This window comes from Streptomyces sp. NPDC001568 (assembly GCF_042893755.1).
In the GTDB taxonomy this organism is placed as follows: domain Bacteria; phylum Actinomycetota; class Actinomycetes; order Streptomycetales; family Streptomycetaceae; genus Streptomyces.
In genome coordinates this window covers 207,172-226,825 of sequence record NZ_JBIAVF010000006.1, presented here as the reverse complement: position 1 = coordinate 226,825, position 19,654 = coordinate 207,172, and the positions used below count along the sequence as shown (strand labels likewise).

Sequence of the window (19,654 nt, the reverse complement as noted above, 5' to 3'; positions counted from 1 at the left end):
ACACCACCGATCGTCGTCCTCCCCGTCCACCCCTTCGTCCTGAAGTGGAATCATTCGTGGCCGATTCGCAGTCCCCCGTGATCCGCACCGTCACCGAACAGTCCCTTCGCGTTCTGGAGACCTACCGTGTCGATCCGGGTCTGATTCCCGAACACGCCAACGGCGAGCGCCGCATCACCCAGGGCGGGTACGGCGACCGGCAGCTGTTCGAGCTGGTCCAGAACGCCGCCGACGAGATCCGTGACGAGCCCGGCGGCCGGATCCACGTCGTCCTCACCGACACGCACCTCTACTGCGCCAACCAGGGAAACCCGGTGACCGCCGAGGGCGCCGAGACCATCCTGCGCATGAGCATGTCCCGCAAGCGCGGCGGTCAGATCGGCCGGTTCGGAGTGGGTGTGAAGTCGGTCCTGGTGGTGACCGACACCCCCGAGTTCTTCAGCCGCACCGGCAGCTTCGGTTTCGACCGGACCTGGTCGTACGCGCAGATCCACGACGTGCCCGGAGTGCGCGAGCAGTTGGGCGGGGCGTTCGAGGCGCCGGTGCTGCGCATGGCCCGCGCGCTGGACATGGAGGCCGAGCGCCTGCACGACCCGGTGCTCGACGAACTCCTGGAGTGGGCCACCACGGTGGTCCGGTTGCCGCTGCTGGACGGCGCGGCCGACCGCCTCGGCAAGGACATACACGGCCACCGGGCCAAGGTGAGCCACGAGGCCCGGGAGGAGTTCCCGGCCGGCTTCCACCTGTTCTCCCCGCACGTCGGCCAGGTCACCCTGGAGGACCGCCGACCCCGCCCGATCGCCCGTCGTACCCTGCGCGGCGAGCAGGACGGGAGCCGGCGCGGGATCCACGAGGAGCGCACCGGAAAGCCGCCCGTCGACTCCAAGTGGCGCGTCTTCACCCGGACCCACGAGCCGACCGCCGTGGCCCGCCGCGACGCCGGCGAACTGCACGACCGGCTCTCCATCGACGTGGCCTGGGCGGTACCCGCGTACCGGAAGGACGAGCGCACCGGACTGTTCGGCGCACCCGACGCCCGGGGCCGCGGCCGGTTCTGGTCCTTCTTCCCGACGAAGTACGAGATGACCCTCAGCGGCATCCTCAACGGCGCGTGGAAGACCAACGAGGACCGGCAGAACCTGCTGGACTCCTCGCCCTTCAACGTCGAGATGATCCAGGTCGCGGCCCGGCTGGTGGTCGCCTCCCTGCCGGAACTGGCCCCCGCCGAGGACCCCGGCGCGTACCTCCCGCTGCTGCCGGGGCGCACCAAGGGCGCCGAGGTGATCAGCTGGGCCGACCGGTTGCTCACCGAGCAGATCTGGGCCGCCGCGGCCGTCAACCCGTCCTTGCCGGACCAGGACGGAGTGCTGCGCACACCAGGCGAGTTGAACGTCCACCCCGACCTGGGACCGGACACCACCTCGCAGAACCGCCGGCTGCGCGACTGGCACGCCTACCCCGGGCGCCCCCGGGACTGGGTGCACCCCTCGGTCGAGGCCACCGACCTGCGATCGGGCAAGGTCGGGCACATCCTCGGTACGACCGGACAGCAGCGGGCGACGGTCCGCCAATGGCTCGAAGCCCTGGTGTCCGACGGCTCCGCCGAGGCGTCGGAGACCGCGATCCGGATCGTCGCCGACATGGTCGAGTCGAAGGCCTCCTGCGCCGCCGAGGCGTGCACGGCCAAAATCGTGCTCACCGAGGAGGAGGGCCTCGTCGCCCCGATCCGCGGCAAGGTGTTCCGTCGCACCGAGGAGGACGGCCTGCCGGAATCCCTCGTCTACGTGGACCGCGCACTGTCCGAGAACCCGTCGCTGTCGTCCGCGCTGACCGTCCTCGGCATCCAGGAGGCCGACGTCCGGGGCCGCTTCCTGAGCGTCCTGGACCAGGGCCTCGGCTCGTACGGGCCGCAGGAATGGAAGCGGTTCTGGGACCTGTTCCACCAGGCGGGCACCCTCGTCGTGGGACACGAGGTGATCAGCCGGGTGCCCGACGCGCCGAGCACCCTCATGGTGCGCACCGCGGACGGCCGGTTCCACACGATGCGCGACTGCATGCTGCCCGGCGCCGTCGTCACCGCGCAGAGCGACCCCGCGATCGCGGTGGACATGTTCTTCCACTCCGACGACACGGGCTTCTTCCGCGAGGTGGGTCTGCGGGAACGCCCGAGCGCCGGCCACCGGCCGGAGGGCGAGGACTGGTTCGAGGAGTACCGGGAAGCCATGCACGCGGCGTACTGCCGCCGGCTCGACGACCGGGCGAGCCGCCCGACCCTGGCCCGCACCAAGATCGAGGGGGCGGCCGTCGGCGGCCCCCTGCACCTCCTTCCCCGGCTCTCCGAGCCGGCCCGCGCCGCGTTCCTGCGCGTGCTCCCGGACGACGGGATGATGGAGAACTGGACGCTGCAGATCGGCGCGCAGATCGCCACCCGCCAGCAGGCCCCGTCCCCGATCCGCTGGATGCTGTCCCGGCACGGCCGGGTCGAGACCTCACAGGGCGTCAAGTCCCTCAAGGAAGCCGTCGGTCCGCAGCTCTCCGCCTACCGCGACGTGCTCCCGGTCGCCTCGCTCAGCGTCGAGAAGGCGCGCAAGCTGCGCCTCGCGGACAGCGTGGAGAAGGTCCGCTCCGAGCAGTGGGAGCAGCTCCTGGGCAAGCTTCAGGCCAGCGAGGACGACGGGTTCGTCGGCTCCACCTACGCCCTGCTGACCCGCCTGGAGATCGACTTCCCCGAAGGCTCCCTGACCCGCTGCCGGATCGGCGACGCCTGGGACACCCGGGAGGACGGCGAGATCGCCGTCGCCGCGAACCCGGAGGAGTACCGCTCGCTGCGGGCCGAGCGGGTGCCCGCACTGCTGATGCCGGACGAGGGCTCCGCCGACCTGATGGTCGAGCAGTGGGGCATGCTCCGCCACGACGACGTCGTCAGCCGCGAGACCCGTCACGAGTCGAGCGCGGGGGCGGTCCCGCTGTCCGAGGAGTTCCCGACGCTGCGCCGGCGGATGGGCGCCTCCGTCGGCACGTACTCGCTGCTGCGCTGCTCCACCCTGGAGGAGGTCGTCCGTACCCCGAACGGCGCCCGACCGAGGTCCCTGGAGAGTGCCCGACAGGGCAACGTGATCAAGGTTCTGGACGCACTGGACCGACTCGGCACGCTCCGGGCGGTGGACCGTGAGGTCGGCCTGCGGTTGGGCGAGGCCGGCTGCCGCGCCGTGCTGGAGGCGCAGGTCCGCCAGGATCAGGACGAGCAGGTGCGGTCCGCGTTCAAGGCGATCCGCGAGGCCACCGACGTGACGGCCAAACTGGAGCTGCTGATCGGGGCGGAGGCCCTGCGCGATCGGCTGCCGGCCGGGTTGATGGAGGCCGAGACCCAGGAGCTGGGCGGGCGGGAACCCACGGGGCGCCGGACCGCGCAGCTGGCGTTCAACGCGCACGGCGACACCGTCCTCAAGACCCACGCCCGAGACATCCAGGAACGCTTCCCGACCGCCCCGTCGTCCTACTCCGGCGGCTCGGCGGCCGTCTCCTTCGTCGCCGACCTCGGCCTGCCGGTGCCGTTCGCCGGCCACCGGGCGCCGACCCTCGACCAGAGCCTGACGGTGGACGGTCCCCGCGACTTCCCGCGCCTGCACGACTACCAGGAACGACTCGCCCTCAACATCTTCGAGATGCTGGACCGGCTGGCACCGCAGCGGGCCATGCTGTCGCTGCCCACCGGCGCCGGCAAGACGCGCGTTACCGCCGAGGCCGTCATCCGGTGGGTGAAGCAGGCGGGCGACCTCGCGGGGCCGATCCTGTGGATCGCGCAGACCGAGGAACTGTGCGAACAGGCCGTGCAGAGCTGGCAGTTCGTCTGGAGCAAGGCCGGAGCGCGCACCCGACTGACGATCAACCGGCTCTGGACCTCGAACGAGGCGGCCCCGGTCACCGACGGACCGCAGCTCGTCGTGGCCACCGACGCCAAGCTCCAGGCCTGCCTGGACAACGACCGGTACGGCTGGCTGCGGGCCGCCGCGCTGGTCGTCGTGGACGAGGCGCACGTGGCGACCAGCCCGCGCTACACCGAGATCCTGACCCTGCTCGGCCTGACCCAGCACCGGACGGAGCGGCACCTGCTCGGGCTCACCGCCACCCCGTTCCGCGGCCACAACGAGGAGGAGACCGGCCGGCTGGTCAACCGGTTCGGCGCGCGCCGGCTGGACGAGGGCGTCTTCCCCTCCGGGGACCCCTACCGGCACCTCCAGGAGCTGGGCGTCCTCGCGCAGGTCGAGCACCGGGAACTGACCGGCGGCACCATTGAGTTGAGCCGGGAGGAACGGCAGAGCGCCGAACAGTTCAGCCTGCTGTCCAAAGCCGCCGAACAGCGGCTGGCCGACGACCACGACCGCAGCCGCCGCATCGTCTCCGAGATCGCGGACATGCCCGCGGACTGGCCGGTACTGGTGTTCGCCACCTCGGTGGAGCACGCCAAGTACCTGGCGGCCCGGCTGAAGGACCGGGGGATCTCCGCGTCCTCCGTCGACTCCACCACCTCCGACAACGACCGCCGGGCCCGGGTCCGGGAGTTCCGCGACGGCAGCGTGCGGGTCCTCACCAACTACGGGGTCCTCACCCAGGGATTCGACGCCCCCGCCACCCGCGCGGTGGTCGTCGCCCGCCCCGTCTACAGCCCGAACGTCTACCAGCAGATGATCGGACGCGGCCTGCGCGGCCCCCGCAACGGCGGCAAGGACACCTGCCTGATCCTCAACGTCCGCGACAACATCCGGAACTTCGACACCACCCTCGCCTTCACCAAGTTCGAGCACCTGTGGAGCAAGAAGTGACCACCCTCCCTTCCGAGGACGGTCCGGTCCTCACTCCGGAGCAGCGGGCCGTCGTGGAGCAGCCCTGGGACACCCGTCTGCTGGTCACCGCCGGAGCGGGCGCCGGCAAGACCCACACCCTGGTGCGCCGCATGGAAGCCCTCGTCGGGCACATCGACCCGGACGAGGCCCTCGACGCCTGCGACCTGCTGGTCCTCAGTTTCTCCCGGGCGGCGGTCCGTGAACTGCGCGACCGGATCGCCCGGCACGGCGAGCACGCCCGACGGGTGCGGGCGCAGACCTTCGACTCCTGGGCCTACTCCCTGCTCGTCCGGACCGTCCCGGACGGGGCGTGGTCGGCGCTCTCCTTCGACGAGCGGATCCGGGCGGCCACCGACGCGATCGAGAAGGGAGCCCTGGAGGCCCTGGAGGCCGGTCCGCCCGCGCACGTGATCATCGACGAGGTGCAGGACCTGGTGGGAGCGCGCAGGGAACTGGTGGAGTCGCTCCTCGACCGCCTCCAGGAATCCTGCGGGTTCACCCTGGTCGGCGACAGCGCCCAGGCGATCTACGACTTCCAGATCGAGGACCCCGAGGAGTACGCCGACCGCGCCGATCTCTTCCTGCGCTGGGTGCGGGCCTCGTACGCCGAGGACCTGGTCGAGCTTCGGCTGACGCGCAACTTCCGGGCCGTCACCCCCGAAGCCCGCACCGCGCTCCCGCTCGGCCACGCCCTGCAGGGCATCGGCAGCGCCCCCGAGGGCGCCGACGCGGCCGCCGAACGGCTCCACGGGGAGCTGCGAGGGCTGCTGCTCGACCTGCCCGACCTGGGCCCGCTCGACGACCCCTTCACCCTGGAAACGCTGCGGTCCTACCCCGGCACCTGCGCGATCCTGACCCGCGACAACCGGCAGGCCCTGCTCGTCTCGGAGTCCTTGCACACCCGGGACGTACCGCACGCCCTGCGCCGCTCGCTCCAGGACCGGCCCGTCCCGTACTGGGCCGCCGAACTCCTGCGGCGCACGGCGGCCGCGACCCTCACCGAAACGCAGCTGCGCGCGTTGTTGGGCGGGATGCCGCTGCCCGAGGGCACCGACCCGGACCGGGTGTGGCGGGCGCTGCGCGCCGCGGCGCGCGGTACCGGTCGGGGCACGCTCGACGTGGCGCGGCTGCGCGGGCTGGTGGTGGAGCGCCGCTTCCCGGACGAGCTGGCCGACCCGGAACCGGCCCGACTGGTCGTCTCCACGGTGCACCGGTCCAAGGGCCTGGAGTTCGACCGGGTGGTGCTGCTCACCCCGCCGGCCGTGGCCGAACTGCGTCGCCGTACCGCAGACCTCGACGTGCCCGCCGAGACGCGCGCCCTCTACGTGGCGATGACCCGGGCCCGGGAGGACCTGTACCGGGTCGCCGGGCCGGAGACGGTGACGGTCCTCAAGCACAAGCCGACCGGCCGCTGGTACCGGGGCGTCCCCAACCGGCACCACCGGTGGCGGCGCGACGGCGTCGAGGTGCGGGCCGCGGACGTGTGCGCCCTGGAGCCGGCCGACGCGCAGAACGACGCCGCGGGCGCCCAGCGGTACCTGCTGGAGCGGGTCAGGCCCGGCGACGCGGTCACGTTCCGGCTGCGCGACGACCTTCCGATGGGGCCCTTCCAGAGCCCCCGGTACGCGCTGCTGCACGAGGGACGGGAGATCGGGGACGCCTCCGAAGTCTTTCGGAGCGACCTGTACGCGACCTTGAAGGTCGGCGCGAGCCGGCAGATCAGCTGGCCGACGGAGGTCGTCGGCCTGCGGGTCGACTGCCTGGAGTCGGTCGCGGGCAGCGCCGCCGCCGGGGCCAACGCCGGTCTGGGCGCCCACGGGGTGTGGATCGCACCGCGCATCAGTGGAATCGGACGGTTCCGGCGTTCCGCCGGAGCCCAGGAGGAGCAGCAATGAGCATCCACGCCGGTCGGCACGCCGCGCACTACGAGGTCCGCGAGGACCTGGTGGCCCGGCTCCGCCGGGAGCTCCTGGGACCCGACGGCCACGAAGGCCCCGACGGTCAAGAAGGCGCCGACGGTCAAGAAGGACCCGACGGCCCCGGGCATGCCGACGGCCACGAAGGCGCCCGGGGCCGCGCCGAGGTGCTGGAGCAGGACGCCCCGCTCACCCGCTACCCCATGGGCGTGCTCTTCCCCCGCCCGGCGGACGCCGCGGCCGGCCTGCGCCTCCAGGAGGACGCCGCCGAGGAGGAGGGCCTGGACGAGGAGCCCGTGAGCGGGGCGGACCGCCTCGACGAGTCCGCGCCGGCCCTCGAGCGCCCCAACGCCGGTGACCGGCGGCCGTCCACGCTGGGGCTGACCTTCGCGGTCGACCTCGCCGTGTGCCGGGAGATCGTGATCTCGGCCCGGGCCGCCGTCTACGCACCGCAGGACGCCGAGGGCCGTCCGGTGTCGGCCCGCCGCAGTGAGGCCCGTACCACCTCCGACCAGCGAGAACACTGGCGCCGGGTGGAGCTGGACCTGCCCGACACCACCGTCGACGTGACGTACCCGGGGCGCGGGGCCTCGCGGGACCTGGTGGACGGTACGGCCCGGCTCGAAGTGCTCGTGCGCCGAGCTGCGCGGCAGACCGGCACCGTCACCGTCACGGTCACCCTCGTCAACGTCCAGCAGGTGGGTGAGCGGGAACTCCAGGACGCCTTCGCCCTGTTCCAGACCGGGCTGAACGTCCGCGCCGGCAACGGGTCGAGCGCCTTCGTGGAGCGCCCCGTCACCCTGTCCGCCGTCGACCCCGAGCTGGAGACCAGCCGGTTGCTGCACCGGCACGCGCCCACCTTCGCCGCCGGCCACGGCTGCGCGGCGGTGTGGGACTGGACCCCGCCCCCGGTCGGCGTCACCGACGTGGAGCGTGCCGGGGTGAGCGAGGTGCGCACCGAGTTCGTCCCCACCCACGAGGTGCTGCTCACCGACTCCAACCCGGAGATCGACGACCGTGCCCTCACCATGCTCGGCCTCGCCGATGCCCCCGACAGCGAGGTGATCGCCGCCCTGGAAGGGCTGGCCGCCGGATACGAGCTCTGGATCGCGCGCAAGCGGGCCGAAGCGGCGGCGTTGACCGGAACCTCGTACGAAGAGGCCGCCTCCGCCCAGGTCACGGCCTGCGCGGGAGCCCTCGAACGGCTCCGGGAGGGCATCGCGCTGCTGCGCGACAAGCCCGACCTCATGCGGGCGTTCCGACTCGCCAACCGGGCGATGGCGACCCAGCGGGCCCGCAGCGCCTGGGTCAAGGAAGGCCGGGCCGGCGAGCCCGACCTGACCTCGGCGCGCTGGCGCCCGTTCCAGATCGCCTTCGTCCTGCTGTGCCTGGCCGGGGTGGACGACCCGAACCACCCGGACCGGGGGGTCTCGGACCTGCTGTGGTTCCCCACCGGTGGTGGCAAGACCGAGGCGTACCTGGGCCTGATCGCCCTGACCACCTTCCTGCGCCGGATGCGCCTCGGGGCGGCCGGCGCGGGCGTCACCGTCCTGATGCGGTACACGCTGAGGCTGCTCACCCTCCAACAGTTCGAGCGCGCCGCGATCCTCATCTGCGCCATGGAGCGGATGCGCCGCGAGAACCCCGGGGAACTGGGCCACGAGGAGATCTCCGTCGGCATGTGGGTGGGGCGCTCCGCCACCCCCAACACCCTCGAGGTCGCCGAACGACAGCTCGGGGCGGCCCGCTCCGGCAAGGTGCTCCAGAAGGAGAACCCGGTCCAACTGCACGCCTGCCCCTGGTGCGGGTCCGCCCTCGACGCCCACCACTACTCCGTCGACCGCGAGGCCGTCCGGATGGACGTGCGCTGCCCCGGCGCGGGTTGCGCGTTCGCCGACGGCCTGCCCGTACACCTCGTCGACGAGACCGTGTACCGGGCCAGGCCCACCCTGGTGATCGCCACCGTCGACAAGTTCGCCTCGATGCCGTGGCGTGCGCTGACCGCCGCCCTCTTCAACCGCGACCGCGAGGACGCCACCCCGCCCCCGGAGCTGATCGTCCAGGACGAACTGCACCTGATCTCGGGCCCGTTGGGCACCCTGACCGGACTGTACGAGACGGCCGTCGACCTGCTCGCCGACCGGCCCAAGGTGATCGCCTCGACCGCGACCATCCGCCGCGCCGCCGAACAGGGCAGGGCCCTGTTCTCCCGCGAGGTGCGACAGTTCCCGCCCGCCGGCCTGGACTCCCGCGACTCATGGTTCGCCGTGGAGACCTCCGCGCGCGACAAGGCGTCCCGCCGCTACGTCGGTCTGCTCGCCCCCGGCACCAGCCAGTCCACCCTGCTGATCCGCACTTACGCGACCCTGCTCCACCAGGCGATGCGGGCCGACACGACCGAGGAGGTGCGGGACGCGTACTGGACGCTGGTCGGCTACTTCAACAGCCTGCGCCTGCTGTCCGCCGCCGAACTCCAGGTCCACGACGACGTCGTGGCCCACCTGGAACACCTTGCCGACCGCGACGGGTGCGCGGTCCGCGCCGTGGGCAACCACTCCGAGCTGACCAGCCGGGTCGACGCCAGCGACATCCCGGCCCGCCTCAAGCAGATCGAGCGGCGGCTCCCCGGCCCCGACGTGGTGGACGTGCTCCTGGCCACCAACATGATCGCCGTCGGCGTGGACGTGGACAGGCTCGGCCTGATGGCCGTCATGGGCCAGCCGCAGACCACCGCCGAGTACATCCAGGCCACCAGTCGCGTCGGCCGCGCGCACCCCGGCCTGGTGGCCGTGATGCTCAACGCGGGCCGTTCCCGCGACCGTTCCCACTACGAGAACTTCCAGCACTTCCACTCCGCCCTCTACCGCGAGGTCGAGTCCACCTCGGTGACGCCCTTCTCGGCCCGCGCCCGTGACCGCGGCCTGCACGCGGTGATCGTCGCGCTGGCCCGCATCCTGATTCCCGCGGCCCGGGCCGACGACGCCGCCGGGAACATCGACCTCTTCGTGGACGAACTGAGGAACGAGATCCGCCCGAGGATCCTCGAACGGGTCGAGCGGGTCTCCCCGCCGCGGACCGCCGCCCAGGAGGTGGCCCACGTGGCCGCCGCCTTCGACGAGTTCATCGACTGGTGGTACACCGAGGCGGAGGCCCACGGAGGCCTCCACTACGAGCCGAAGCGCGGCCGTACCGTCCCCTCGCTGCTCAAGCCCTACAACGACGCCATGGAGGGCGTGGAGGCGTGGGAGACCCTGTGGTCCCTGCGCGACGTCGACGCCGAGTCCGCACTGTTCATGGAGGCATCCCGATGACCCCGCCCCCCTCACGCGGTCGGCGCCGGGCCGACGGCTCCGCCGCACCGGCCCGCAGCCTGCCCCGTCGGGGCGCCATCCGCCGGGCCCAGGCCATCACCACCTACGGGGTCGGATCGCTGATCGCGGTCGAGCAGGAGTCGTTCATCGTCTCCGGCATCGACTCCGCCGAGGAACACTGGCCCCGCGACGAGGCCCCCGTGATCCACGAGCCCCGCCTCGCCCGGGTGTTGGGCGTGCGCCGGTTCCGCCTCCCGCCAGCCTCCGGCGACGACAGCCGCGACGGCGTCCGGGTGCGCCGGTTCCCGCTGTGGCACCACTGTCCCGAGTGCCACGCCCTGGACCACGTACGGAAGTTCAACTCACCCCCCGGGCGCAACGAGTGCGCCGAGTGCGCGGAGGCCCTCGTACCGTCCCGCTTCGTGGTGGCCTGCGAGGACGGGCACCTCGCCGACTTCCCGTACTGGAAGTGGCTGCACCGGGGGCGACGCGGCGACGGCCAGGCCGGTTTCTGCGGAGGCCGGATGACCCTCGCCTCCTCGGGCCGCACCTCCTCGCTCCGCTCGGTCGTGCTCTCCTGCTCCTGCGGCGTGCCGGAGGTGTCGATGGAGGGCTCCTTCCGGCGCGGCGCCCTCAAGGACCTGAACATCCGCTGCGAGGGCAAACGGCCCTGGCTGAAGGACGCGCCGGACAAGCCCTGCGCCCGGACGCCCCGGACCCTCCAGCGCGGTTCCTCCTCGGTGTGGCAGCCGGTGCTCCGCTCGGCCCTGTCCATCCCGCCGTGGAGCGACACCCGGGCGCACGCCCTGGACAAGCACTGGGACAAGCTCCGCGGCTGCTCCTCCCTCGCCGAGATCGAGATCCACCTGAAGTACGTCTTCGACGGGACCCCGCCCCCGGTGACGCCCGAGGAGGTCATGGAACTGCTCGCGGCGATGCAGGCCGAGGACACCACCGGGGACGAAGGCCGCGACGTCGACCAGGAGCAGCGCTACCGGGCCCTGCGCGACATGGAGTACGCCCGGCTCTGCGCGGGCCACCCGGAGGGATCCGGCCACCGCACCGAGCAGTTCGTCTGCGAGCGTCCGACCGGCGACGCGAAGCCGCTGATCGGCCTGGGCCTGGGCACCCCGATGCTGGTGAAGAAGCTCCGCGAGGTCCGTGCGCTCAAGGCCTTCACCCGGGTCATCGACCCCGAGACCTCCTCCGAGGGACACGAGGCGGCGCTCTCCCTGACCCCCACCGACTGGCTGCCCGCCATGGAGGTGCACGGCGAGGGCGTCTTCCTCCGCCTCGACGAGGACCGGATCGACGCCTGGGCCGAACTGCCCGCCGTCGCCGAGCGCGTGGACGGGATGCGGCAACGGCACCAGCGGGTCCTCGCCGAACGGGCCTCCGACCCCACCCGCGTCCCGCTCTCGCCGGCGAGCCCGCGCATGGCCCTGCTGCACACCTTCGCGCACGTGATGATCGACGAGTGGAGCCTGGACTCCGGCTACCCCTCCGCCTCGCTCCGCGAGCGCGTCTACTCGGGCGACGACATGGCCGGCGTACTGATCTACACGGCCACCAGCGACTCCGCCGGCAGCCTCGGCGGCCTCGTCGCCCAGGGCGAGACCGACCGCCTCGCCCGGGCGGTGCGCGCGGCCGTCCACCGCGCCGAGTGGTGCTCCGCCGACCCGCTCTGCGTCGAGACCGGGACCTCCGGGGCGGGCGGCACCAACCTGGCCGCCTGCCACGCCTGCGTGATGCTCCCGGAGACCAGTTGCGAGTACAACAACGGCCTGCTCGACCGGGCGCTCCTCATCGGCACCCCGGAGGACCCCTCCATCGGATTCTTCGCCCACCTGCTCGACCGGTGAGCACGCCGACGCCGTGGGACGGGGCGGGCGTCGCCGCGCGCGAGGCGGTGCTGGACGGGGGACGCGGCCGGTCCGCGGACCGGCCGCGTCCCCCGTCGACCGGGCCGGTCAGCCGGTGCCGAGGAGCGACTTCATCCGGGCGATCTCGGCGCTCTGGGCAGCGACGACGGCCCCGGCCAGCTCCTTGGCCGGCCCGTGGGCGCCGCCGGCCTGCTCGGTCCGGGCCATGGCCACGGCGCCCTCGTGGTGCTTGACCATCAGCTCCAGGAACGCCTTGTCGAAGGCGGCTCCGGAACTCTTCGTCAGGCCGTCCATCTCCTCGGCCGTCATCATGCCTGCCATGTCGTGCCCGCCGTGCCCGGAGCCCTCGGCGGGCACCTGCTCGCCCCAGGCGACGAGCCACCCCGACAGGGTCTCGATCTCGGGGCCCTGGGCCCTCTCGATCTCTTCGGCGAGCTTCTTCACCTCGGCCGAACCGGCGCGGGTCGGTGCGAGGCGGGCCATCTCCAGGGCCTGCCGGTGGTGGGGGATCATCCCGAGGGCGAAGGCCGTGTCGGCGGCGTTGTTCCCGCCCTTGCGGACGGTGGAGCCGGCGTCGGCGGAGGCGGAGGGCTTCGCGGAGCCCGTCGGGGTGGAGTCGTGGCCGCCGTGGGTGGCGCCGCCGTCCTCGCCACTGCCGCAGGCGGCGAGGACGAGGGCCGCGGCCGAGGCCGCTACGACGGTGGTCGTACGGCGGAAAAGGGAACGCTGAACGGTCATGGTGGTGCTGCTCCTGTGCTGCGGCACGCGAAAGGGCGTGCTGGGGATGGGGGCTCGCGGGCAACGGCACCGGCCACCGGGGGTTCGTCAGGACGACGGGCGTCGTCGTGGACGAAGGGCGCCGTCCGGGGACGACGCGGCCCGGGTCCGGGCATGCCGGGGCAGCCCTATACGCGCAGGAGTTGGAGTTCGCTCAGGGAGGGAGGGGCGCGCCCGCAGGCCGTCGCCCCGGTGAGGACGCCGTACGGGCCCGCCGGGGCCGGAGCGAGCGCGCCCGGCGCGATCGCGGGCTCGGGCAGGACGGGCGGGCCGCTGGTGCCGGGAGCGGCGCAGGTGGCGTCCGCGTGCTCGGCGTGACCGCCGGGGCCGCCTCGCGGATCACCGGCGTGGACGCACGCGCACGGGTCGGCCCCCGGGTCCGCCGTCGGGGTGTCGTGCCCGGAACCCGCCGGGGCTCCGTGCGCCGGGGCGTGGGCGGCCACCGAGAGGGGGGCCGGCCCCAGGCCGTGCATGGCGACGAGGCCGGTCAGCACCGCGAGGACGAGCAGCAGGCAGGCGCGCGGGCCGAAGGCCCCCTCCGCTCGCCCCGCCCACGTACGCATGTCGGCATCGTAGGCGGCGCCCCGGCTCGGTGCGACGCCGGGGCGGGGCGCCGGCGGTCCGTCACCGCGGGTGGACGCGCCGCCCGTCGTGCAGTTCCAGCGGCCCGGCGCCGTCCGCGAGGGTGTCGAGGCAGGCCTTGATCTGGCGGCGCAGGGAGCCCTTGACGAGGCCGCGCAGCTCCTTGCGGCGTGCGGTCCGCCAGCTCACGAGCTCGTCGGGCGGCAGCCGGATCGCGGCGAGTTCGTCGGGGCCGAGGACGCCGCCGTCGTAGAGGAACCGGACCCGGGCGGGGTAGCCGGGGCGGTGGGACCAGTTGACGCCGAGGAGCCGGCCCGGGGCGCGGTCCAGGCCGGTCTCCTCGCGGACCTCCCGCGCGGCGGCCTCCCGGGGGGTTTCCCCGAGGTCGCTGTCGACGCCGCCGCCGGGGAGCAGCCAACGGCCGGGGGCTCCGTAGCCGGGCTGGACGAGCAGGATGCGCCCCTCCCCGTCGGTGAACACGACGTTCGCCGCGGTGAGGGCCTTGGGGCGGGACGCGCGGTGCCCGGCCGCGTCGAAGCGGCCGGCGTGTTCCAGGGCGGCGCGGTCGGCCGGGGCGAGTCCGGCGGGGGAGCCCGGCTGGGGGACGCCGTCGGCCAGGTGCGCGAGGGAACCGGAGTACAGGGCGGCCAGCGCGGCGCGCAGCCGGGGCGCGGTCCGGGCGGGGAGCCGGGCGGCGGCCTCCTCCGGGGCGAGCCAGTCCGCCCGGGTGACCTCGCCGTCCGGGAAGGCGAGCGCGTCGGCCTCGGCGTCGCTGAGGGGGCCGACCAGGTGCACGTGCGCGACGAGGGAGCGGCCCAGGGTGCCCGGCGGACAGGAATCGACGGCCAGCAGTCGGCCGACCGGGACGCCGAGGCCCAGTTCCTCCTTCAGTTCCCGGGCCAGCCCCTGTTCCGGGGTCTCGGTGTCCTCGACGGCGCCGCCGGGCAGTTTCAGGTCCGCCTTGGGGGAAGGGGCCAGTACGAGGACCCTCCCGCGGCCGTCCAGCACGACGCCGGTGGCGTCCACGAGGGGGGAGGCGAGGTCGGCGGGGGAGTCGCGGACGGACTCGGGTGAGCGCCGGGGCGCCGGGGAGGGGGCCGGGTTCGCGGGTGGGCGCTCGGGCACGGCGGTGGCTCCTGGGATCGCGTGGGGCGCGGCGGTTGCGCGCATCGGTACGGCACCAGACCTACCGCATCCGTGGCGCGCGACCGCCGGCGGCATGCCACGAGCCGCGAATCTGCCCGAACCGGCTCCCGTCCTGCGAATCTGCCCGAACCGGCTCCACGCGGCGAATCCGCCCGAACCGGCTTCGCCCCGCGGTGTCGGCCGCGCGGGATGTCGGAGCGGAGCTCAGGCCCGGACGAGCAGCATCCCGCCCATCGTGACCATCGTCGCGGCGACCAAGCCGTCCAGCACCCGCCAGGCCCGGGGCCTCGAGAGCGTACGGCTGAGGAGGCGCGAGCCGTAGCCGAGCGCCCCGAACCAGGTCAGGCTGGCCAGCACGGCCCCCGTGCCGAAGGCCCAGCGCAGGTCACCGCGTTCGGCGGCCAGGGAGCCGACCAGCAGGACGGTGTCCAGGTAGACGTGCGGGTTGAGCCAGGTCATGGCCAGACAGGTCAGCACGGCCGCGCGGGCCGACCCGGTGGCGGCGCCGCCGGCCGTGCCGAGGGCCGCCTCCGGGTCGGGGCGCAGCACCCGGCGCGCGGCCAGCAGTCCGTAGCAGATCAGGAAGGCGCCGCCGGCGATCCCGACGGCCGTCAGGGCGGCCGGCCAGGCGGTGACGAACGCCCCGACCCCGGCCACGCCCAGGGTGATCAGGAGGGCGTCCGACACGGCGCAGATGGCGACGACGGGGAACACGGCCTGTCGGCGCGCGCCTTGGCGCAGGACGAAGGCGTTCTGCGCGCCGATGGCGACGATCAGGGAGAGGCCGGTGCCGAAGCCGGCCAGGGCTGCTGTGGTGATGCCGTGGTTCATGTGGTCGACGGTAGGCAGCGGCGTGGCGTCAGTACAGCTAAAGATTTTTACGTACCCTTAGCGTTCGTGATGGACGAACTTCCCCTCGAACAGGTACGGACGCTCCTCGCGGTGGTCGACGAGGGCACCTTCGACGCGGCGGCGACGGCCCTGCACGTCACGCCGTCCGCCGTCAGCCAACGCGTGAAGGCCCTGGAACAGCGCACCGGACGGGTGCTCCTCATGCGGACGAAGCCCGTGCGGCCCACGGAGTCCGGGGAAGTGGTCATCCGCTTCGCCCGCCAGTTGGCCCGGCTGGAACGGGACGCCCGCGTCGAGCTGGGGATGGGGATGGCCGACGGGCTGGGCCCGGTCCGGCTGCCGATCGCGGTCAACGCGGACTCGCTCGCCACCTGGTTCCTGCCCGCGCTGACCCGGGTGCCGCAGGATCCGCCGGTCTGCTTCGAGCTGTACCGGGAGGACGAGGGGCACACGACGGCGCTGCTGCGGGAGGGGCAGGTGATGGCCGCGGTCACCTCCTCGCCCGACCCGGTCGCGGGCTGCACGGTGCGGGCCCTGGGCATGGCCCGCTACCTGCCCGTGGCGAGCCCCGCCTTCGTCGCCCGGCACCTGACGGGGACGCGGGCGCGGGACCTCAGGGAGGCGCCGGTGATCGTCTTCGACCGGCGCGACGAACTCCAGGACGGCTACGTGCGCGCCCTGACCGGAGGGGTAGCCGGAGCCGCGGTCGCGCGGCACCAGGTCCCGACCTCGGAGGGGTTCCGCGACGCGGTCGCCGCCGGACTCGGCTGGGGCCTGGTCCCCGAGTCGCAGGCCCTGCCGCTGCTGGAGGCGGGCGCGCTGGTGCCGCTGGATCCCGCGCCGCCGTTGGACGTCCCGCTGTACTGGCAGCAGTGGAAGCTGGACTCCCCGGCCCTGGCCACGGTCGCGGGGGTCGTCGCCCAGGCCGCCATGGAATCCCTGCTCCCGCCGGACGTCCTCCCCGGCCGCCGGACAGTGGCCATCGGCCGCTCCCGGCTCGGGCACGGCCCTGCCTGAGGGCGCGGCGGGCGCGCCGGCGGGGCGGCGCGCCCGCGCATGACCCGAAACGGCCGGCCTCGCCGCCGTCGGCCCGTCGACACCGCCTACGCTTCCGGCATGGAGTCCTACACGATCGGCCAGGCCGCCCGGCTGCTGGGCGTCAGCGTCGACACCGCACGACGGTGGGCCGACGCCGACCGCTTCCCCACCCGCCGCGAGGGAACCCGGCGCATGGTGGACGGGCCGGACCTGGCCGCGTTCTGCGTGGAAGCCGCGCAGGACGGCACGGACGGCGAGGAGGCCGCGTCCACCTCGGTGCGCAATTCCTTCCCCGGCATCGTCACCGGTGTCCTGCTCGGTACCGTCGACGCCCAGGTCGAGATCCAGGCAGGTCCGCACCGGATCGTGTCCCTCCTCACCCGCGAGGCGGTCGAGGAACTCGGCCTGGAGGTGGGCGCGCGGGCGACCGCCCGGGTGAAGTCCACCAGCGTTTTCGTGGACCGCGCCTGACGGCCGCCCCGACGGCCACCGCACGGGCCGCCCCACCGGCCGGCGCACCGCACCGCGAGCGCAGGCCCCGAAGCGGGGCGCCCGACGCGGGGCGGAGGTACGGCCGGCCGTGACGGTGGCAGACTGGCCGCTGATCCGCCGAAGGGGAGTACGCCGTTGTCCATGTTCAGCAGCCTGCGCCGGGCCGTGCGCCGCGGCTACCGGCGGGCCGTCGACCTCAGTCACCCCGCCCGCTCCCCGCTCGGCAGCGCCGTCGTCAACTGCGTGGTCTACCTCGACGGCGTCCGCCAGGACGGCTGCGGGGAGGCCGAGGAAGCCCTGCGGCGGGTCCGCAAGGCGGGCGACGGCTTCGTGTGGATCGGCCTGCACGAGCCCTCGCAGGAGGAGCTCGCCGGGCTGGCCGCCCTCTTCGGCCTGCACCCGCTCGCCGTCGAGGACGCCGTCAACGCCCACCAGCGGCCCAAGGTGGAGCGCTACGACGACACCCTCTTCGCCGTCTTCAAGACCGTCCGCTACGTCGAGCACGAGGAGCTGACCGCGACCAGCGAGGTCGTCGAGACCGGCGAGATGATGGCCTTCGTCGGAACGGACTTCGTCATCACCATTCGGCACGGCGGCCGCGGCACCCTCGGCCCCGTCCGCGAGGCGCTCGAAGCCGAGCCGGAGCAACTGGCGAAGGGGCCGGCGGCGGTCCTGCACGCCATGGCGGACCACGTCGTCGACGACTACGTCGCCGTCACGGACGCCGTGCAGAGCGACATGGACGCCGTGGAAACGGCCGTGTTCAGCGAGCACGGCGGCCGGGGCGACGCGGGGCGGATCTACCAGCTCAAGCGGGAACTCCTCGAACTGCGACGGGCGGTGGCGCCGCTGGGCCGGCCGCTCGAACAGCTGGCCACGCAGCCGATACCGGTCATCCCGCCGGAGATCCGCGCGTACTTCCGTGACGTGGCCGACCACCTGACGCGCGCCACCGAGCAGATCGGCGCCTACGACGGCCTCCTGGACTCCATCCTCCAGGCACACCTCGCGCAGGTGACCGTCGCCCAGAACGAGGACATGCGCAAGATCACCGCGTGGGCGGCGATCGTCGCCGTCCCCACCATGGTCTGCGGGGTCTACGGCATGAACTTCGACCACATGCCCGAACTGCGCTGGACCTACGGCTATCCGCTCGTCCTCGGGGTCATGGCGGTCGCCTGCTTCGTCATCCACCGCGGATTCCGGCGCAACGGCTGGCTCTGACCGGCCGCCCGGACCGCCTGACCGGCGACGGGCGCGTCCGCGGCGCGGTGATCCACGCGCCGGCCCGCCCCGACCGGCCGGAGGCGAAGCGGGCCTGGAGGCCCGCCCCGCGGCAGGGGAGGGGCGGGGGCTCCGAGACCCGTACGACCGGGGGCCGGAGCCGGGTTGCCGTCCTGGAGCCGGCCGTCCCGGAGCCGGCCGTCCCGGGGCCGGCCGTCCCGGAGCCGGCCGGGGTCAGCCGCCCAGGGCCAGCAGCATGAGCGGTGCGCCGGTCGGCTGCCGCGAGCCGCCCGACGGCTCCAGGGTCAGACCGACCGCCGTCGCCTGCCCCACGGAGCCCGTCAGCACGGTCGCGCCGTCCGAGCGGACCAGCCCGGCCGGCCGCATCACCGACCCATCGGCGAACCACAGCTGGTACGTCCGACCCGCCGGAGCGGCGGGCAGCCCGGAACTGACGAAGGCCGCCCGGTCGCGCGAGGCGGACACCACCACCTTGCCCGCCGCGCCGGACCCCGGTCGGGTGGTCACCGTACGGGCGTCCGGGGCCGAGAGCACCGCCGTCAGGTCCTGGAGGGCGATCGCCGTCCGCTGCGCCTGCTCGTGCTCGCGCAGCGCCGCCCCACCGAGGGCCAGCGCCCCCGCCAGGCAGGCCGCGAGGGCCAGCGGCAGGGCCCGGCGGCGCAGGGCCACGATGCTCCGCCGCGCCGGGGGCTGTTGACGCACCCCGTCGATCCGGGCGAGAACCGTGCGCCGCATCCCGGGCGGGGCGGGCAGGGCGACGGCGGAACCGAGCCGGGCCGCCGTCGCGGAGAATTCCCGTACGTCCTGGGTGCACAGGGCGCAGCGCTCCAGGTGCCGTTCGAAGGCGTCCCGTTCGCCCGGGTCGAGCGCGTTCAGGGCGTAGGCCCCGGAGAGCGCGTGGAGCTGGTCGGTGTCGGTGCTGGTGCGGCTCATGCCGTGACCCCCATGCAGTCGCGCAGCCGGATCAGTCCGTCGCGCAGCCGCGTCTTGACCGTGGGCAGCGGGGTGTTCAGCGTTTCGGCGACCTCGCGGTAGGTCAGGCCGCCGTAGTAGGCGAGGTTGACGGCCTGCCGCTGGAGGTCGGTCAGCCCGCGCACGCAGCGACGTACCTGCTCGCTCTCGAGGCGGGTCTCCACCTGCTCGCTCACCTCGTCGTACGGGCGGGCGTGCTCGCGCGAGGCGCTGTCCTGTTCGCGGGCGGTCGCGGCCTGCGCGGAGCGCACCCGGTCCACGGCGCGGCGGTGCGCGATCGTCAGCACCCAGGTCATGACGCCGCCCTTGTCCGGGCGGTAGCGCGGGGCCTGCCGCCAGACCTCGATCAACACCTCCTGGGCGACCTCCTCGGACTGCGCCCGGTCCCGCAGCACCTTGACGACGATGCCGTGCACCGGGCCCGCGATCACGTCGTACAGCGAAGCGAAGGCGTCCTGGTCACCGCGCGCGACGAGCTCCATCAGGGCCGGGAGATCGGGGGCGGACCGTTCCTGCGGGGCCCCGAAGGGGATCGGCTGCCTCACGCGCCTCGCCTCCGCCCGTGCCGTGCGGGGCGCGGTCGCGTACGGGTCATG

General features: G+C 73.8%; 13 protein-coding genes. 7 read left to right on the top strand and 6 right to left on the bottom strand.

Going from position 1 to position 19,654, the window contains the following annotated elements; genetic code table 11:
• Window positions 1-56: 56 nt before the first annotated feature.
• The 4 genes from ACFY0I_RS13415 to drmB are packed head-to-tail and all read left to right on the top strand — an operon-like array spanning window position 57 to window position 11,933.
• The gene (locus tag ACFY0I_RS13415; protein ID WP_388893959.1) at window positions 57-4,823 is read left to right on the top strand and encodes a DEAD/DEAH box helicase; all 4,767 of its coding nucleotides are present in this window, start codon (window positions 57-59) and stop codon (window positions 4,821-4,823) included.
• Entirely contained in the window at window positions 4,820-6,739 is a 1,920-nt protein-coding gene (locus ACFY0I_RS13410) for a UvrD-helicase domain-containing protein (protein ID WP_388893957.1), read from the top strand. The genes ACFY0I_RS13415 and ACFY0I_RS13410 overlap by 4 nt, the downstream gene beginning before the upstream one ends.
• Window positions 6,736-10,071 carry a helicase-related protein gene (locus tag ACFY0I_RS13405; protein ID WP_388893955.1) on the top strand — a complete coding sequence of 1,112 codons (3,336 nt, stop codon included), beginning with the start codon at window positions 6,736-6,738 and terminating at the stop codon, window positions 10,069-10,071. The genes ACFY0I_RS13410 and ACFY0I_RS13405 overlap by 4 nt, the downstream gene beginning before the upstream one ends.
• Window positions 10,068-11,933, top strand: coding sequence for a DrmB family protein (gene drmB, locus ACFY0I_RS13400; protein WP_388893953.1), 1,866 nt, complete (start codon window positions 10,068-10,070; stop codon window positions 11,931-11,933). The genes ACFY0I_RS13405 and drmB overlap by 4 nt, the downstream gene beginning before the upstream one ends.
• Window positions 11,934-12,041: 108 nt before the next feature.
• Here the strand turns inward: drmB and ACFY0I_RS13395 are convergent, their stop codons facing one another.
• From ACFY0I_RS13395 to ACFY0I_RS13380, 4 genes are all read right to left on the bottom strand, one after another.
• Complete coding sequence (locus tag ACFY0I_RS13395) at window positions 12,042-12,692, bottom strand: DUF305 domain-containing protein (protein WP_388893951.1); 651 nt, start codon at window positions 12,690-12,692, stop codon at window positions 12,042-12,044.
• A 167-nt stretch (window positions 12,693-12,859) separates the two neighbouring features.
• On the bottom strand, window positions 12,860-13,294 hold the full coding sequence (locus ACFY0I_RS13390; protein WP_388893949.1) for a DUF6153 family protein: 435 nt from the start codon (window positions 13,292-13,294) through the stop codon (window positions 12,860-12,862).
• Between the two features lie 61 nt (window positions 13,295-13,355).
• Window positions 13,356-14,438, bottom strand: coding sequence for an NUDIX domain-containing protein (locus tag ACFY0I_RS13385; protein ID WP_388893947.1), 1,083 nt, complete (start codon window positions 14,436-14,438; stop codon window positions 13,356-13,358).
• 225 nt (window positions 14,439-14,663) lie between these two features.
• The gene (locus ACFY0I_RS13380) at window positions 14,664-15,290 is read right to left on the bottom strand and encodes a LysE/ArgO family amino acid transporter (RefSeq protein ID WP_388893945.1); all 627 of its coding nucleotides are present in this window, start codon (window positions 15,288-15,290) and stop codon (window positions 14,664-14,666) included.
• Window positions 15,291-15,359: 69 nt separating this feature from the next.
• Between ACFY0I_RS13380 and ACFY0I_RS13375 the strand changes: the two genes are divergently transcribed.
• The 3 genes from ACFY0I_RS13375 (at window position 15,360) to corA (ending at window position 18,065) form a co-directional block, all read left to right on the top strand.
• Window positions 15,360-16,328, top strand: coding sequence for a LysR family transcriptional regulator ArgP (locus ACFY0I_RS13375; protein ID WP_388894417.1), 969 nt, complete (start codon window positions 15,360-15,362; stop codon window positions 16,326-16,328).
• Between the two features lie 99 nt (window positions 16,329-16,427).
• On the top strand, window positions 16,428-16,820 hold the full coding sequence (locus ACFY0I_RS13370; protein ID WP_388893943.1) for a molybdopterin-binding protein: 393 nt from the start codon (window positions 16,428-16,430) through the stop codon (window positions 16,818-16,820).
• Between the two features lie 162 nt (window positions 16,821-16,982).
• The gene (gene corA / locus ACFY0I_RS13365) at window positions 16,983-18,065 is read left to right on the top strand and encodes a magnesium/cobalt transporter CorA (protein ID WP_388893941.1); all 1,083 of its coding nucleotides are present in this window, start codon (window positions 16,983-16,985) and stop codon (window positions 18,063-18,065) included.
• Between the two features lie 234 nt (window positions 18,066-18,299).
• Here the strand turns inward: corA and ACFY0I_RS13360 are convergent, their stop codons facing one another.
• Together ACFY0I_RS13360 and ACFY0I_RS13355 are read right to left on the bottom strand one after the other, a co-directional pair.
• Window positions 18,300-19,019, bottom strand: coding sequence for an anti-sigma factor domain-containing protein (locus tag ACFY0I_RS13360; protein WP_388893939.1), 720 nt, complete (start codon window positions 19,017-19,019; stop codon window positions 18,300-18,302).
• The gene (locus ACFY0I_RS13355) at window positions 19,016-19,603 is read right to left on the bottom strand and encodes a sigma-70 family RNA polymerase sigma factor (protein WP_388893937.1); all 588 of its coding nucleotides are present in this window, start codon (window positions 19,601-19,603) and stop codon (window positions 19,016-19,018) included. Before ACFY0I_RS13355 ends, ACFY0I_RS13360 begins: the two co-directional genes overlap by 4 nt.
• Window positions 19,604-19,654: the final 51 nt, after the last annotated feature.

Coding starts and splice junctions, on each gene's coding strand:
- ACFY0I_RS13405 (WP_388893955.1), top strand. CDS start 6,736: ATGAGCATCCACGCCGGTCGGCACGCCGCGCACTACGAGGTCCGCGAG.
- drmB (WP_388893953.1), top strand. CDS start 10,068: ATGACCCCGCCCCCCTCACGCGGTCGGCGCCGGGCCGACGGCTCCGCC.
- ACFY0I_RS13395 (WP_388893951.1), bottom strand. CDS start 12,692: ATGACCGTTCAGCGTTCCCTTTTCCGCCGTACGACCACCGTCGTAGCG.
- ACFY0I_RS13390 (WP_388893949.1), bottom strand. CDS start 13,294: ATGCGTACGTGGGCGGGGCGAGCGGAGGGGGCCTTCGGCCCGCGCGCC.
- ACFY0I_RS13380 (WP_388893945.1), bottom strand. CDS start 15,290: ATGAACCACGGCATCACCACAGCAGCCCTGGCCGGCTTCGGCACCGGC.
- ACFY0I_RS13375 (WP_388894417.1), top strand. CDS start 15,360: ATGGACGAACTTCCCCTCGAACAGGTACGGACGCTCCTCGCGGTGGTC.
- ACFY0I_RS13370 (WP_388893943.1), top strand. CDS start 16,428: ATGGAGTCCTACACGATCGGCCAGGCCGCCCGGCTGCTGGGCGTCAGC.
- corA (WP_388893941.1), top strand. CDS start 16,983: ATGTTCAGCAGCCTGCGCCGGGCCGTGCGCCGCGGCTACCGGCGGGCC.
- ACFY0I_RS13360 (WP_388893939.1), bottom strand. CDS start 19,019: ATGAGCCGCACCAGCACCGACACCGACCAGCTCCACGCGCTCTCCGGG.